Below are 14,607 nucleotides of genomic sequence, written 5' to 3' on the forward strand. Positions count from 1 at the left end.
CCGAACCGCTTCGTGTTACAGGAACAATATGCATGCTGCACCGCAGCAATTCAAGAAAAATCATGCCGCGCTGCAGAAAAACATCATAAAACCCTCAATTTTCCGGATTTTTTCTGCACTGCAGCATTTCTCTTTTCTGCAATGCCCGAGACTGGCGCGCGCTTCTTGCGTCACAAACACGTCAATCGGACGTCCAGATCGTTTCAAGCCGGGCGACTCACTTTGAGGGCTTTGCGCACCGCAAGATTTCTCCCAAGCCCCCTCGCAGCGCTCACACTGCGAGGGTATCCATATCAGCCGATTAAGACAGCCATATTAAAGGCTGGCCTTCACCTTGACGTTCTGCCCAGGAGCTGCGTCCAGAGCCGGGTATTTGTCAGAGCCGGGCACACGCCCGGACACTTGTTTGCCAGAACGCCCTTTCAACCACTCTGCCCACAAAGGCCACCAGGATCCTTCACTGAAGGTTGCCCCCTCCATCCAGCTCTCCGCGTCACCTTTGAGATCTTTGTTCACATAGTGTCCGTATTTGTTCCGGCTTGGCGGGTTGACGATGCCCGCGATATGGCCGGATTGGGACACCACAAATGTCTTGGAGCGCGACCCCATCTGCTGAACGCCGCGATAACAATCCTTCCATCGCGCAATATGGTCGCTTTCACAGGTAATCGCCAAAACCGGAACCGTCACGTCTTTGACATGCACTGTCTCTCCCAGCAGTTCGAAACCGTCTTTGACAAATCTGTTTTCCTGACAAAGACCACGAAGATACTCGACCGCCATTTTGCCCGGAAGGTTCGTCCCGTCCCCGTTCCAATACAACAGGTCAAACGCTGGCGGCGCCTCCCCCATCATATAGCTTCGGATCGCCGGGCCGTAGATCAGGTCATTTGAGCGCAAAAACGAAAAGGTGCGCGCCATGATCCACGACTTCAGGATGCCGTCTTCGCCCACCTGTGCCTCGATCCCGTCAACAAAGTCGTTCTGTAGGAACGGTGTGAATTCGCCCTGATCGTCGAAATCGGTGAGAGTTGTAAAGAAGGTCGCGGATTTGACCGAGCTATCTCCTCGTTTCTTTAACAAGGCCAGCGTCAGGTTCAAAGTTGTGCCAGCGATGCAATAGCCGACAGCGTTGACCTGATTGACGCCACAGATCTCTTTGACGGCGTCGATCACCTTCAAATAGCCATCCCGTACGTATTCCTCGAGACCGACGTCAGCATAGGTTTCATCCGGATTGACCCAGGACACCACAAACAAAGTGAACCCCTGGTCCGTGATCCATTTCACCAGACTGTTCTTTTCCTTCAGGTCCAGAATATAGAACTTGTTGATCCAGGGCGGGAACAACACAATCGGTGTTTCGTGGACCGTCTCGGTGGTCGGGCTGTATTGGATCAGCTCCAGCATCCGGTTACGAAAGACCACCTTGCCCGGAGAGGTGGCAATATTTCCGCCAACCTCAAAGGCGTTTTCATCCGCAAGCCGCACCACCAGCTCACCATTGTTGGCTTCCAGATCGGCGACAAGGTTTTCCAGCCCGTCAATCAACGATTGCCCTTCCGTCGACAGGGCCTTTTCCAGAGCGTCAGGATTTGTGGCCAGGAAATTGGTAGGCGCCATCATTTGCACAATCTGATCAGCAAAGTAATTCAACCTTTGCTTGTCCAGCGGATCCAGATCCTCGATATCTGTTACGGCCTGGCGCACCGCATCTGCATTAATCAGATATTGCTGCTTCACATAATGAAAATACGGATTACTGTCCCACAACGGATTTTTGAAACGCCGATCCGCTTCTGCGCCTTCAATCGGCTCCTGACGCAGCATTTTTTTCTGGGCTTCTGCAAAATTCAATACAGTTTTGCCCCAGAACTCTACCTGTTGTTCCATCAGCTTAGCCGGATTCATCGCCACTTCCGACCAATACGCGCTTGCGGCGCGTGCAAACAGGCTTTGATTCGGTCCGTCCAAACTGGGATTATGGTGGGGTTTGGCGGACATAACCTGCACCAATCGCTTGGAAAGCCCTTCGACACGGGTCATATTTTCTTTAAGCCGTTCAAGAGCTTCTGGTGAAGTTCCGGTGGAAATGTCGTCGCTAGTTGTCATCTTAATGTTTCCCCCGTAGTCTTTCTGCTGTGCAGAATTCTTGCTTTGGTATTCTACGACAAAGCGACCCCGCCATGAGAAGGTGAAAATGTCGCAATCGTAAATTACCTATGGTTGTGGTCCTTTAAGGAGACACAAATGCGATACATGATGGCGTACGACCTTATGGAAACCGTACGTAATACCAATCAATGGCTTGGTGCTTCGGCCCTCTCGCTTGCATCTTACCCTGCTTTTGCCGGTTTACCCAACCCCGCGCTTGGATGGATGGCCGCTTGGGGCGAAGTCACAGAACGTACCTTTCAGCGCATGATAGCGAAACCCGACTGGGGTATTCACACTGTCACCTGCGCTGACGGCAAAGACCACGTGGTCGAAATTGACACAGTCGTAGAACGTGCATTTGGCGACCTGATCCACTTCCGCGTCTCCGGCCGGGATGAACAGCCCCGCCGGGTCCTGCTGGTGGCCCCGATGTCCGGCCACTATGCAACCCTTCTGCGGTCCACGGTAAAAAGTCTGATAGAAAACTGTGAAGTCTATATCACCGACTGGCACAATGCTCGGGATATCCCAGTATCCGAAGGCAAGTTCGACGTTGAGGATTACACCTCTTACCTTGTTGATTTCATGCGTGCTTTGGGCCCTGACATCCACGTCGTCGCGGTCTGCCAGCCCGTGCCGCTGACACTTGCAGCCACCGCCTATCTTGCGGAGCAAGAACCCAAGGCCCAGCCCAATTCGCTGACGCTGATCGGTGGCCCGGTTGATCCTGACGCAACACCGACCGATGTCACAGACTTTGGCCGCCGAGTGACAATGGGCCAGTTGGAAGAAACGATGATCCAGCGGGTCGGCTTCAAATACCCGGGCGTTGGGCGCAAGGTCTATCCGGGCCTTCTGCAGCTTTCGTCGTTCATGTCGATGAACATGGACCGCCATTCCAAAGCCTTCATGGATCAGATTTCCCGCGTCGCGCAGGGAGAGGCATCGGATCACGATCCGCACAACCGGTTCTATGATGAATATCTGGCGGTGATGGATATGACCGCGGAATTCTATCTGTCCACGGTGGAACGTATCTTTAAGAATCGTGAAATCGCCCGGAACGAGTTTGTTGTAAACGGACATAAGGTCGATATCGGCAAAATCACCGATGTTGCGGTGAAGACCGTCGAAGGCGCAAATGACGATATTTCCGCGCCCGGCCAATGTATCGCGGCGCTGGATCTGTGTACCGGTCTGGATGAAAGCAAAAAGGCCAGCCATGTGGAACCCGACGCGGGTCACTACGGTATTTTTGCTGGCCGCAGCTGGCGCAACAATATCCGCCCTCTGGTTATTGACTTCATGAACGCCAATGCCCGTGAACCGCAAAAGGATCAGGCGCAGTCAACCGCGGCCGAGTAGTGCGGTTATGATCGTCCTGCATAAATAAGACAGTCGGAGACCAGACATGACGGCTGAAGCATCCCAAAACCCGCTGGCGTTCTCCTGCGCCTGCGGGTCTATTCAAGGTCATCTGTCTGCGGAGGGGGCCAAAGCTGGCACCCATGTGGAGTGTTTCTGTGCCGACTGCCGGGCCAATGAAGTCTTTCACGGCCAACCGGATCCAGCACCCAATGCGGTCCGCCTTTTGCAAATTTCTCCTGAAAGCATCTGCATCTCCAAGGGCCACGAACATCTGCGGGTGATGCGTCTTACGCCGCGTGGCATTCTGCGCTGGTATGCGGGATGTTGTGGCACTCCGATCGCCAATACACTTGCCAAACCCAAACTGCCCTTTGCCGGGATCTGCACTGCCCTGTTTCCGGATCCGACCCATTTTGGCAAAATCCGCGTTCAGGCCTTTATGCCGCAACCCGGCAAACCGCCCCGCACCAAAGGGGCGCTGCCAATGGTGCTGGCACTGGTCAAACGAATGGGGGCTTCGCGCCTGTCAGGTACGTGGAAAGAGACACCCTTCTTTGACGCTGAAACCGGCGCTCCAGTGTCCGAGATCAAGGTACTGACCAAACAGGAACGCAACGCCCTGCCCCGCTGACCCTGCCGTATTTCGGATCGCAGCACGGGACGCATATCCCCGGGACCAAAGCGCAAGGGGTACAGAGCAGGGATCACAGCCCGGAACTCAAAGCGGCATGGAGAGCCATTCTGCCAATGCCTGGTTGACCCCCTCCGGATTTTCAAGGGTCGGAAAATGTGAGGCCCGCGGGATTTCCATCAGCGTGCCCCGCGGCAACAACGTCGCCGCAAAATCCTGCCGTTTCCTGGGCAGCAACCTGTCGTACTCTCCCCGCAAAACCAAAGCCGGGCCGGTACAGCGCCGCAAGGCCCCCTGCATATCCCCACGCCGCTGCATAGCGCGGGATTGCATGACAAAGAGCTCTCCCCCCTGATCAATACCCATATCCATCAGGCTCTGGGCAAGTTGGGCTCGATTGCTGTTCGGGGCAAGCAGATCCGGCGCAACAATGCTGCGCACGGCTTCGGGAAGACGCCCGGTTCGAGCACCGATAATATGGGGTTCCCGCTCTGATGAGGCTTCAGGGCTTTCCGGCTGCGCCGAGGTCGACATCAGACACAGGCGGGTTACCCGGTCCGGGCTGCGGCGCAGGATCTCCATTGCCACGCCTCCACCCAGCCCCAGTCCCACCAGCGCACAGCGCTGTGGCAACTGCGGCAACATCTGTGCTGCAATCTGTTCAACTGTGTCTCCCCCAATAGGCGGCGCGATCATCACCGGCATAAAACCGGAAAACACCGCCAGCTGCGGTGCAAAAACCCGCGCATCCGCCATCATTCCGGGGATCAGAATCAAGGGTTCAAGGTCCAGCATCATGTCGCCTGCTATCTCTTAGACGCTGCTCAAAGGAGTTGGTGCCAGTCAGCGGGCACCTCATAGCAATTTGCAGCTTTCCCATTGAAGCCACAAGATTTGCAAATGACAGAAGATTGAAACCGTGTCTTTAATACCCGTCCCAGCAGAAAGCGCCATCCTTGCGCAAGGGAGCAAAGGGATTCATTGAAACTTCCCAGAAATGCCCCTCGGGATCCCGAAAGTAGCCGCAGTATCCGCCCCAGAAAACCTCTTGAGGTTGTTTCAGAATTTCAGCGCCTGCTTTGCCTGCAGCGGCCATTACCGCGTCGACCTCCGCCCGGTTGCGAGCATTATAGGACAGGGTCACAGCCCCCTGCCCCAGATTTTCGACGGGTACGCCCATGTCCTTGGCCAAGGCGTCAATCGGATAAAGGCCAAGGGTCTGGGACAAAAGATCAAAGGCCACAATTCCATCCGGGCTTTCGACCTCGACCCAGCCCAGCGCCCGATAAAATGCCGTAGCTCTTTCCAGATCCTTGACCCCCAATGTGATCAGACTGACCCTTTGTTCCATTGTGTCGCCCCACCCGCTTATTCAAACATACCGCACGATAACTAAGATATAGCCGGACGGTCAGAAACAACCCATAGGCGAAGCTGAAATTTACAGCATGTGTCGCCTACCCACCAAACAACGCCTATCAATCAGGCACGCCTACTGGGAAGGGTCCACAGCCTCGATTGCGCACCACCCGTGCAACAAAGACCAGTCGGGCAAGTTGATCGCAAACACATTGCCACCGCCGCTGCCCGGCTGGTCGTGTTTCCGGTCAATCGGCACCCCCATTACATCACACAGCGTAAGCGCCCCGACACCGCCATGCGCAATAATTGCGATATCCCCATCGGGAACATTCTCTGCAATCTCGCGCAGGGCTGAAGTCACCCGCGTTTGCGCGTCGATTGCACGCTCCCAACCGCGAATGCTCGCTTCGGGATTGGCAAAAAATGCGTCCGCCGTGCGCTCAAACTCGTCCCTTGGTAAATAACCCGTGGCCGAGCGGTCGTTTTCATGGAGCGCTTCAACGGCCTGATGTGGCACCCCAAGATGGGCGCACAGGATCTCTGCCCCGTCGCGTGCTTTCTTTTCAGCGCTGGAAAACACGTGCGCGACCCCTTGCACATATTGGCTGGTCGAAAACACCTCATGCCGGGCGCGTCCCACAGCGCTCAACCCCCAGTCAGTGATCGGCACGTCCGGGTCGATGTCCACCTCACCATGGGTGACAAACAATAACCTGCGGCTCATAGAAAAACCTCGTCTACGGCATTTTCAATCAGCTTCAGGCAGGCCTCGTCAGAAAACCGGTGATCTGCCCCTTTGACCAGCGTCAGCCGCATGTCGTCACAGGACGCGTGATCCAACAGTTTCAGAGCAGTCTCTGTGCTGACGGCCGTATCCGCGGTCCCTTGCAGACAGCGCACCGGGAACGGCAAATCCAACCCATCGCGCAAGACCAGATGCAGGCGCCCGTCGTCGATCATCCGTTTGGTTACAACATAGGGTTCCATGTAATCCGACGGCAGATAGACCACGCCTTTTTCTTCCAGCTCGGCTTTCTGGGCGTCGGTAAAGCTTTGCCACCAACCGTCCTCAGTAAAGTCCGGCGCGGCCGCAATTGTCACCAGACCCTTGATCCGCTCTGGCCGGGCCTTGGCCAATAGCAACGCCTGCCAGCCCCCCATGGACGAGCCCACCGGCACGATCTCCTCTTCTGTCAGGTGATCAATCACGGCCAGCGTGTCCTGATGCCAGTCACCGATACAGGTGTCCTCGTATTTCTCAGAACTGATGCCGTGGCCAGAATAATCAAACCGCAAGAAAGCTCGTCCCTGCGCCTTGGCCCAAGCTTCCAGATGGACAGCCTTTGTGCCCTCCATGTCGGATTTCAGCCCGCCCAGAAACACCACCATCGGGCCTGTTCCGTCGGTCTTGTGATAGGCAATCCGCCGCCCGTGTTGGGTTTCCAGATACTCGGCTCCGTTCACATCCGTCATGGCAGCTCTCCTTCACTTTGAACGCCACTCGGGGATGCCATGTTTCAGCGGATTCGCAAACACGCGGGACGCAGTCTGGCAATCTTAAAAGGTGACCATATTGACACGTGACTAAATAATCACATATAAAAATTTTATGGACAAGATCTTCAAAGCCCTCAACGACCCGGCGCGCCGTGCCATCCTGGACAGTCTGCGTACCAAGGACGGACAAAGCCTCAGCGAGCTGGAAAGCCAGTTCGACATGACACGGTTTGGCGTGATGAAACACTTGGGTCTTCTTGAGGACGCAGGGCTGGTCCTGTCCAAAAAGCAGGGACGCTTCAAATATCATTACCTCAACGCAGTGCCCCTGCAGGAAGTCATCGATCGCTGGATCGAACCGCTGCTCGCCAAGCCGCTTGCCCGCGGCCTCATTGATTTGAAAACCCACCTGGAAGGAGAAACCGAAATGCTTGACACGACCAAACCTGACTTTGTCCACCAGACCGTTATCCGTTGCACTCAGGACGCGCTGTGGGAGGCGCTGACCCGTGCGGATCAGGTTGCGCTCCACCACTTTGATTGTGACCGGGTCGAAGGCGACACAACCGCCCCCGGCGATGTTATGCTCTCTAAACGCAAAGACGGTTCTACCATGCTGACCCAAAAAGTGCTGAGCATCACGCCCAAGTCACGGCTGGAACTGACCTTTGAGACAACCACCAAAGAGAACGGCACCAACATCAGCCGCTCTGTCTTTCTGATCAGCGCCGAGGGCGACACCTGCAAGCTGACCTGCGAGCACTACGAGATCCCGTCCGTGCATGCGGCTGTTGCCGAGGGCTGGCCCCGCTATGTGGCCTCACTGAAGTCCTGGCTGGAGACCGGGACACCCATCAAAATCGACCGCTAAGCAAATCCGAAACAAACACACCGCCCGTAGCGCGGGCGGTGTGCTGAACGCAAAGGTGGTCCGCTTTGGTTAGCCCGCCTTGGTATGCGCAGCCCCCGCCATCGGGCATTGGCGCTGGAGCGCACGATAGGCACTGTCGGCCACCACATCGGTACGTGAACTCAGACATTGGGTCATCCTGCGCCCGCGCTCATCCTCGATCCCAATGATCAGGCGCGAGGCAAGCCGGTCCGCCACAATGCGCCCCAAAAGATCGCGTGCCTCCTCGTTGGTCTTGATCCCCTCCCCGACAATCAGATGTGTTTCAACCGTTTCAGGATCCATGAGCGTGCGGAACAGCTGCCAGCGCGGACTGTGTTCTGATACGGGCCAGATCGTTGTCACCACCACATGCAGCTTGCGCCATTCCTCGGGTCCCAGCTCGTCCCGCCATCGGCCCAACGCCTCCATACAGGTGTCCATCTGCAATTCGGCCGCATAATCCATCGCATCGCGAATACTGGCCCGGATCGAGGCGGCATAGACCTCAAACCCTTCCCGCGTGACTTTCTGATCCGACAGAAGCCTGTTCACATAGCCATCGCTGCGTTTCAGGATATTGGTGGTAATCTTCAGTTCACGCGCATCAAATGGCGCCGCTTCAAGCCGACGCAACGCCTCAGCAATCTTAGCGGCCATAGCCTGAACCTTGGGCATCCATAGCCGCGCCGCGGGGTCCAGGAAATGCGGGCTGAGAATATTGAACAGCCCCAACGGAATATGGCTCAGACATTTCAACCGCTCATACCCAGCGGGGGTTGGCTGGATGGTCCGGCTTTCGCCATTGGCCAGATAGAGCGTATAGATCCCGCCCAACCCTTGCCGTCCCAAATCCTGGGGGTCGCCTTCGGGCGCGGTATCACGGGCAATAATCAATGGAAAAACATTGCGTCCCACCTTGCGGATATTCTGGGCATACTCCACCCGGGACATACGATGTATATCAACAATGCTCTCGTGTAATGCGTCTGCCGCGTCCCCCCGATGGGCACAGGGATCCGTCAGCGTGTCTTTGGACATGTCATGAAAATTGCGCGCGGCCTGAAACGTTTCGCCATCTTCAAATGTCCACAATGGATCTGTTGTCATCTCGCTCCTCCAGAACGACAATTCGATAAAATACTCCACTCGCCCCTCCAACAGTGCCTCATAAATACAATTTTTGGTAGTTTTTTTATTTAAAAATACACGCGCACCTCGTCCATGGTCTGCCCGTGATACCGTCTTTTGATCGCACGCGACTGCCCCCCAATGCGAAACCCCAAAACCACAGGGATCAGGCAGGCATCCTCGCTTACACATCAAGGGCTTGACCTCACAGGCTCCATTGGGCAGGAAGACCGTACACCATAACCCGCAACCGGGCGTTCAGTGGGCGCCAAACCGACGAGGAGTGCCACGACAATGGCCCAAATCTCTCTCACTTTTCCTGATGGCAATGCACGGTCCTATGACGCAGGCGTAACCCCTGCACAGGTCGCATCTGACATCTCAAGCTCTCTCGGCAAAAAAGCAATCTCGGCCACCGTTGATGGCCAGCACTGGGACCTCCAGTGGCCGATCAATGCGGATGCCTCCATCGCCATCCACACCATGAAGGACGAGGAACAGGCAAACGAGCTGATCCGCCACGACCTCGCCCATATCATGGCGCGCGCCGTGCAGGAAATCTGGCCCGACACTAAGGTCACGATCGGCCCGGTGATCGACAACGGCTGGTATTACGACTTTGACCGCGCAGAGCCCTTCACCCCGGAAGACCTCGGCACCATCGAAAAGAAGATGAAGGAAATCATCAACAAACGTGATGAAGTCCGGACCGAGGTCTGGGAGCGTGCCCGCGCGATCCAGCATTATACCGACAACAACGAACCCTATAAGGTCGAATTGATCGAAAGCATTCCTGGCGATGAGCCCCTGCGGATGTACTGGCACGGCGACTGGCAGGATCTCTGCCGCGGCCCGCACCTGCAGCACACAGGTCAGGTTCCGGGCGATGCGTTCAAACTGATGTCCGTTGCGGGTGCCTATTGGCGCGGGGACAGCGATCGTCAGATGCTGCAGCGGATCTATGGGGTCGCCTTCACCGGCAAGGAAAAGCTCAAAGCGCATCTGACCATGCTGGAAGAGGCAGCCAAACGCGACCACCGCAAGCTGGGCCGCGAAATGGATCTGTTCCATTTTGAAGAGCACGCACCGGGTTCTGTCTTCTGGCACCCGGCCGGCTGGCGTGTGTTTCAGAACCTCATTGCCTATATGCGCCGCCGTCAGGAAGCTGCGGGCTATCAGGAGGTCAACACACCTGACATCATGGACCGCGCTCTGTGGGAAACCTCGGGCCACTGGTTCAATTACATGGAAAACATGTTCCTGGCCAAAACCCATGATGAACGCGACTATGCGCTAAAGCCGATGAACTGCCCAGGCCATATGATGATCTATAATCATACGCTGCGCAGCTATCGCGAATTGCCGATCAAGATCGCCGAGTTCGGCAAGGTTCACCGCTATGAACCATCTGGCGCGCTGCATGGTCTGTTGCGCGTGCGCAGCTTTACCCAGGACGATGCGCATATCTATTGTACCCCAGAACAGCTGACCGATGAATGTCTGAAGGTGAACGACCTGATCCTTTCGATCTACAAGGATTTTGGCTTTGAAGACGTCCATGTCAAACTGTCGACCCGGCCTGAAAACCGGATTGGTAGCGACGAGAGCTGGGACCTGTCGGAAGGCGCGTTGAAAACCGCGCTGGATCGGGCGGGCATGAAGTACACCATCTTTGAAGGCGAAGGCGCGTTTTACGGGCCCAAGCTGGAATATGTTCTGCGTGACGCCATTGGCCGCGACTGGCAATGCGGCACCCTGCAGGTGGACTACAACCTGCCGGAACGCTTTGGCTCGACTTATGTGACCCAATCCGGTGAAAAGCAGGCCCCGGTCATGCTGCACCGCGCGCTCTTTGGCTCGCTCGAACGGTTCACCGGCATCTTGATCGAGAACTGGGAAGGCAAGCTGCCGTTCTGGCTCGCACCGCGTCAGGTGGTTGTGGCCTCCATCACATCAGACGCCGATGACTATGTGGCCGAAGTGGTCGAGACCCTGCGCAAAGAAGGCATCCAGGCCGAAGCCGACATCCGCAACGAGAAGATCAACTATAAGGTCCGCGAACATTCGCTCAGCAAGGTTCCGGTCATTCTGGCCGTTGGGCATCGCGAGGTAGAAGAGCGCACCGTGTCTGTCCGCCGACTGGGTCAGAAACAGACTTCGGTTGAAAGCCTCGCGGATGTAACAAATGCCCTGAAGGTCGAAGCAACCCCGCCAGACCTTCTGTAACATTTGCTCACGAAATCCATTTGAACGGCCCGGCGACGGGCCGTTTTTTTGTGTCACCCGGATCAAACGGCGGGTTTTGGCCTGCAATCGGCGCTTTTTCGTAACAGTCAGTGACGCAGTCGTTACTAACAGCCTCGTGACTTTCCCCAGCTTATACTTGGGGTTAGGTTTTTAGTGTCATCACGACGACACCGCATGTGTAACCGAAAGGAATAATGAGATGTCGAACACCGCAAAAACCTTTGCCGTTGCTGGCGCCGTTGCAGCAGCTATGACCACCGCTCTGACTGGTGCAGCCTCCGCGCAATCCAAAGAGAAGTGCTATGGCGTGTCCCTTGCAGGCCAGAACGACTGCGCCGCAGGCCCCGGCACAACCTGCGCAGGCACCTCCACCGTTGATTACCAAGGCAACGCATGGACTCTGGTTGATGCAGGCACCTGCGCCTCCATCGAACTGCCTGCGCTGGCAGACGGCACCGCGCGTAAAGGCTCGCTGGAAGCTCTGGATCGCGACCTGCCGGCATAAGCCTCGCCTTAATGACTTTGATGTAAGGTCACAAAAGGGGCGGAGCATCCCGCCTCCGCCCCTTGTTGTTCGGTAACCAGGAAACGCGCAGAACGGAGCACAGCAATGCTGGATAAACCCACATTCACCCATCTGCCACTGAAACCGGGTGTTGGTTACAAACCCCAACATTTCAACGACATTATCTCTCATGCGGGCGCGGTCGGCTGGCTTGAGATACACGCCGAAAACTACATGGGCGATGGTGGCCGCCCAATTGCACAGCTACGCCATCTGGCCGAGCATTTTCCGATCTCCGTCCACGGGGTTGGCCTCTCCATCGGCGGCGAAAGTGCCTTGGACAGGAACCATCTGTCCCGCCTTAAACATCTGGTGGACTGGCTGAACCCTGCGTCATTCTCCGAACATCTCGCCTGGTCCACCCATGAGAGCGCGTTTTACAATGACCTGCTGCCGCTGCCCTATACGGACGCAACGCTTGCACGGGTCTGCGATCACATCAATCAGGTGCAGGACCTTCTCGGGCGCAAGATGCTGCTGGAAAACCCATCAAGCTATCTGGCCTTTTCCGAAAGCACCTGGTCCGAACCTGCGTTTCTGAAAGAAGTCGCCCGCCGCACGGGCTGCGGCCTCCTGTTGGATGTGAACAACGTCTTTGTGTCTGCAATCAATCTGGATTTCAGCCCGCAGGGGTACATCGACGCCTATCCGCTCGATCTGGTGGGGGAAATCCACCTTGGCGGCCATGACGAGGACGAAGACGACCATGGACATCCGCTGCTGATCGACAGCCACGGACGCGAAGTTGTGGATCCGGTCTGGGCGCTTCTGGATTATGCTCTGGCGCAATCCGGCCCTCTGCCCACTTTGATCGAATGGGACAACGACGTCCCCGACTGGCCCACGCTGGAAGCCGAGGCCGCGCGCGCTGCAACCGCGCTGGCCCGTGTGTCATCCGAGGTGGCCCAATGACCACAGGCTCTCTCCCCTCTGCTGCGGTCGATCAGGCTGAATTCACCCGCGCGATGATGGACGCAAATATCGCCAATCCAATCGGTCTGCGCGACAGCCAGAACCGCCCTGCCGGACGCCGGTTCAACGTCTATCGCAACAATGTCGCGGTCTCCCTGACCGAAGCGCTGATGCAGGCTTTTCCGGTCGTGACCCGGCTTTTGGGGGAGGAGAACATGAAAGGGCTTGCAGGGATCTTCCTGCGCGCCCACCCGCCGAAATCACCGTTGATGATGTTCTACGGTGACGCGTTTCCCGCTTTCCTGGCAGGGATGGAGCAGCTTTCCCACCTTGGGTATCTGCCAGATGTGGCGCGGCTGGAACAGATGATGCGCCACTCCTACCATGCGGCCGATGTGACACCGATCGATACCGCCGCCCTGGGAGCACTGGCACCTGATGCGCTGATGGAGACCCGCGTGACATTTGCCCCCACGGTTCACCTGCTGCGCTCCCCTTGGCCGATTTTTGACATCTGGCGTTTCAACATGGAAGCCGACGCGCCAAAGCCGCAAGCCACCGCCCAGGATGTGTTGGTAATGCGCCCGGAATACGACCCGATGCCCCAGGCGCTTTTGCAGGGTGGCGCGGCATGGATCTCTGCCCTGATGGGGGGCGAGACGTTTGGACAGGCTTTTGAGGTCGCCTGTCAGGATAGCGAGAATTTCGACCTCTCCACCACGCTTGCCCTGCTTTTGCAGGGTGGCGCACTCACGGAATTGCATAGGAAAGACGAACAATGACGTCCCTCATCTCCCTTCACGACACGCTCACCGGTTGGGTCGAAAAGATTGGCGACCAACTGACCCCACTGCTGGCCCGCCTGGTCTTTGCATCGACGCTGCTACTTTACTACTGGAACTCCGGCCTCACCAAATTGGGGGACGGAATTTGGGGGCTTTTTTCGCCCTCCATCGGCGCCTACAGCCAAATTTTCCCCAAGAAACTTGAAGCCGCAGGCTATGACGTCTCCCAATTCGGCATCTTTGAATGGGCCGTGGTCATGGCAGGCACCTATGCTGAATTTGTCCTGCCGCTGCTGATTGTTCTGGGCTTGCTGACCCGCCTGGCCGCTGTTGGCATGATCGGCTTTGTCGTGGTTCAGTCGCTGACTGATGTTTATGGCCACAATGCCACCGACACCAAAACTCTGGGCGTTATGTTTGACCGCCTGCCCGATGGCGTGATCCTGGACCAACGTCTGTTCTGGTGCTTTGTCCTGCTGATCCTGGTGTTCAAAGGTGCAGGCATTCTGTCGCTGGACACGCTGTTGCGCAAGCAACTGACCGCCCCGGCCATGGCTTAATCGCGCACGGACCAGTTACATCTGAAAACGCCCTGCCCCACAGCAGGGCGTTTTATTAATGGATCACCCCAGACCCAAGGCCGTCTGCGCGGCTTTGTCAAAGCCCAGAACCATCTGATCCCCGTCCACAATCAGCGGCCGCTTCATCAATGTCGGATGATCTGCCAGCAGGTCCAACGGGGCACGGGCGCGTTCGGCCTCGTCCAACTGCCGCCACGTCGTTGACCGTGTATTCAGCAGCTTGCTTTCAAATTGCGCATAGGCCTGTTGCAACAGTTCCGCAGGCACCCCATCTGCGCGCACATCAACAAACGCAGCGCCAGGCAATGCTTTCAATGCCTTACGGCAGGTGTCGCAGTTCTTCAAACCATAAATGCGCATAAAACTCTCCATTCCCAAGGCTCTCTCAAACACAATTTATGGTAGTGGCCTTGTGTTTTGCTTGATTTTTGCAATCCGCGTGCAACAGTTAAAGAAGGTTCGTCAAGCTGTTCTGCCGTTTG

Annotated in this window: 15 protein-coding genes; 8 read left to right on the forward strand and 7 right to left on the reverse strand. The window is 56.5% G+C overall.

Going from position 1 to position 14,607, the window contains the following annotated elements:
- Positions 1-315 precede the first annotated feature (315 nt).
- Positions 316-2,112 carry a PHA/PHB synthase family protein gene (locus ACXAEW_RS17780; RefSeq protein WP_474942602.1) on the reverse strand — a complete coding sequence of 599 codons (1,797 nt, stop codon included), beginning with the start codon at positions 2,110-2,112 and terminating at the stop codon, positions 316-318.
- A gap of 138 nt (positions 2,113-2,250) precedes the next feature.
- On the opposite strand from ACXAEW_RS17780, the gene phaZ reads away from it, so the two are divergent.
- Both phaZ and ACXAEW_RS17790 read left to right on the forward strand, forming a co-directional pair.
- A complete protein-coding gene (gene phaZ, locus ACXAEW_RS17785; protein WP_474942603.1) occupies positions 2,251-3,522 on the forward strand; it encodes a polyhydroxyalkanoate depolymerase in 1,272 nt (423 codons plus the stop codon).
- 46 nt (positions 3,523-3,568) lie between these two features.
- The gene (locus ACXAEW_RS17790) at positions 3,569-4,156 is read left to right on the forward strand and encodes a DUF6151 family protein (RefSeq protein ID WP_474942604.1); all 588 of its coding nucleotides are present in this window, start codon (positions 3,569-3,571) and stop codon (positions 4,154-4,156) included.
- 87 nt (positions 4,157-4,243) lie between these two features.
- Here the strand turns inward: ACXAEW_RS17790 and ACXAEW_RS17795 are convergent, their stop codons facing one another.
- The 4 genes from ACXAEW_RS17795 to ACXAEW_RS17810 all read right to left on the reverse strand — a co-directional run bounded on the left by ACXAEW_RS17795 (position 4,244) and on the right by ACXAEW_RS17810 (position 6,991).
- The gene (locus ACXAEW_RS17795) at positions 4,244-4,954 is read right to left on the reverse strand and encodes an alpha/beta fold hydrolase (protein WP_474942605.1); all 711 of its coding nucleotides are present in this window, start codon (positions 4,952-4,954) and stop codon (positions 4,244-4,246) included.
- A 127-nt stretch (positions 4,955-5,081) separates the two neighbouring features.
- Positions 5,082-5,507, reverse strand: coding sequence for a VOC family protein (locus tag ACXAEW_RS17800; protein ID WP_474942606.1), 426 nt, complete (start codon positions 5,505-5,507; stop codon positions 5,082-5,084).
- A 141-nt stretch (positions 5,508-5,648) separates the two neighbouring features.
- The gene (locus tag ACXAEW_RS17805) at positions 5,649-6,242 is read right to left on the reverse strand and encodes a histidine phosphatase family protein (protein ID WP_474942607.1); all 594 of its coding nucleotides are present in this window, start codon (positions 6,240-6,242) and stop codon (positions 5,649-5,651) included.
- Positions 6,239-6,991, reverse strand: coding sequence for an alpha/beta fold hydrolase (locus ACXAEW_RS17810; protein ID WP_474942608.1), 753 nt, complete (start codon positions 6,989-6,991; stop codon positions 6,239-6,241). Before ACXAEW_RS17810 ends, ACXAEW_RS17805 begins: the two co-directional genes overlap by 4 nt.
- Before the next feature lie 136 nt (positions 6,992-7,127).
- Between ACXAEW_RS17810 and ACXAEW_RS17815 the strand changes: the two genes are divergently transcribed.
- On the forward strand, positions 7,128-7,886 hold the full coding sequence (locus ACXAEW_RS17815; RefSeq protein WP_474942609.1) for an ArsR/SmtB family transcription factor: 759 nt from the start codon (positions 7,128-7,130) through the stop codon (positions 7,884-7,886).
- A gap of 69 nt (positions 7,887-7,955) precedes the next feature.
- Here the strand turns inward: ACXAEW_RS17815 and ACXAEW_RS17820 are convergent, their stop codons facing one another.
- The gene (locus ACXAEW_RS17820) at positions 7,956-9,014 is read right to left on the reverse strand and encodes a hypothetical protein (protein WP_474942611.1); all 1,059 of its coding nucleotides are present in this window, start codon (positions 9,012-9,014) and stop codon (positions 7,956-7,958) included.
- A gap of 315 nt (positions 9,015-9,329) precedes the next feature.
- Here ACXAEW_RS17820 and thrS point away from each other — a divergent pair, with 315 nt between their 5' ends.
- The 5 genes from thrS to ACXAEW_RS17845 all read left to right on the forward strand — a co-directional run bounded on the left by thrS (position 9,330) and on the right by ACXAEW_RS17845 (position 14,104).
- On the forward strand, positions 9,330-11,261 hold the full coding sequence (gene thrS / locus ACXAEW_RS17825) for a threonine--tRNA ligase (protein WP_474942612.1): 1,932 nt from the start codon (positions 9,330-9,332) through the stop codon (positions 11,259-11,261).
- Between the two features lie 220 nt (positions 11,262-11,481).
- Positions 11,482-11,787 (forward strand): BufA1 family periplasmic bufferin-type metallophore, encoded by a 306-nt coding sequence (locus ACXAEW_RS17830; protein ID WP_474942613.1) that lies wholly within the window; start codon positions 11,482-11,484, stop codon positions 11,785-11,787.
- Between the two features lie 105 nt (positions 11,788-11,892).
- A complete protein-coding gene (gene bufB, locus ACXAEW_RS17835; RefSeq protein ID WP_474942614.1) occupies positions 11,893-12,759 on the forward strand; it encodes an MNIO family bufferin maturase in 867 nt (288 codons plus the stop codon).
- A complete protein-coding gene (locus ACXAEW_RS17840) occupies positions 12,756-13,541 on the forward strand; it encodes an HvfC/BufC family peptide modification chaperone (RefSeq protein ID WP_474942615.1) in 786 nt (261 codons plus the stop codon). Before bufB ends, ACXAEW_RS17840 begins: the two co-directional genes overlap by 4 nt.
- Positions 13,538-14,104 carry a DoxX family membrane protein gene (locus tag ACXAEW_RS17845; protein ID WP_474942616.1) on the forward strand — a complete coding sequence of 189 codons (567 nt, stop codon included), beginning with the start codon at positions 13,538-13,540 and terminating at the stop codon, positions 14,102-14,104. The genes ACXAEW_RS17840 and ACXAEW_RS17845 overlap by 4 nt, the downstream gene beginning before the upstream one ends.
- 63 nt (positions 14,105-14,167) lie before the next feature.
- On the opposite strand, the gene ACXAEW_RS17850 is transcribed toward ACXAEW_RS17845, so the two are convergent.
- On the reverse strand, positions 14,168-14,485 hold the full coding sequence (locus tag ACXAEW_RS17850) for an arsenate reductase family protein (protein ID WP_474942617.1): 318 nt from the start codon (positions 14,483-14,485) through the stop codon (positions 14,168-14,170).
- Between the last annotated feature and the right edge of the window lie 122 nt (positions 14,486-14,607).

The organism is Epibacterium sp. ABZ3_068 (assembly GCF_056159265.1).

Bases quoted from the DNA above. Each gene is read 5' to 3' on its own strand.
- ACXAEW_RS17780 (WP_474942602.1), bottom strand. From the start codon at position 2,112: ATGACAACTAGCGACGACATTTCCACCGGAACTTCACCAGAAGCTCTT.
- phaZ (WP_474942603.1), top strand. From the start codon at position 2,251: ATGCGATACATGATGGCGTACGACCTTATGGAAACCGTACGTAATACC.
- ACXAEW_RS17790 (WP_474942604.1), top strand. From the start codon at position 3,569: ATGACGGCTGAAGCATCCCAAAACCCGCTGGCGTTCTCCTGCGCCTGC.
- ACXAEW_RS17795 (WP_474942605.1), bottom strand. From the start codon at position 4,954: ATGATGCTGGACCTTGAACCCTTGATTCTGATCCCCGGAATGATGGCG.
- ACXAEW_RS17800 (WP_474942606.1), bottom strand. From the start codon at position 5,507: ATGGAACAAAGGGTCAGTCTGATCACATTGGGGGTCAAGGATCTGGAA.
- ACXAEW_RS17805 (WP_474942607.1), bottom strand. From the start codon at position 6,242: ATGAGCCGCAGGTTATTGTTTGTCACCCATGGTGAGGTGGACATCGAC.
- ACXAEW_RS17810 (WP_474942608.1), bottom strand. From the start codon at position 6,991: ATGACGGATGTGAACGGAGCCGAGTATCTGGAAACCCAACACGGGCGG.
- ACXAEW_RS17815 (WP_474942609.1), top strand. From the start codon at position 7,128: ATGGACAAGATCTTCAAAGCCCTCAACGACCCGGCGCGCCGTGCCATC.
- ACXAEW_RS17820 (WP_474942611.1), bottom strand. From the start codon at position 9,014: ATGACAACAGATCCATTGTGGACATTTGAAGATGGCGAAACGTTTCAG.
- thrS (WP_474942612.1), top strand. From the start codon at position 9,330: ATGGCCCAAATCTCTCTCACTTTTCCTGATGGCAATGCACGGTCCTAT.
- ACXAEW_RS17830 (WP_474942613.1), top strand. From the start codon at position 11,482: ATGTCGAACACCGCAAAAACCTTTGCCGTTGCTGGCGCCGTTGCAGCA.
- bufB (WP_474942614.1), top strand. From the start codon at position 11,893: ATGCTGGATAAACCCACATTCACCCATCTGCCACTGAAACCGGGTGTT.
- ACXAEW_RS17840 (WP_474942615.1), top strand. From the start codon at position 12,756: ATGACCACAGGCTCTCTCCCCTCTGCTGCGGTCGATCAGGCTGAATTC.
- ACXAEW_RS17845 (WP_474942616.1), top strand. From the start codon at position 13,538: ATGACGTCCCTCATCTCCCTTCACGACACGCTCACCGGTTGGGTCGAA.
- ACXAEW_RS17850 (WP_474942617.1), bottom strand. From the start codon at position 14,485: ATGCGCATTTATGGTTTGAAGAACTGCGACACCTGCCGTAAGGCATTG.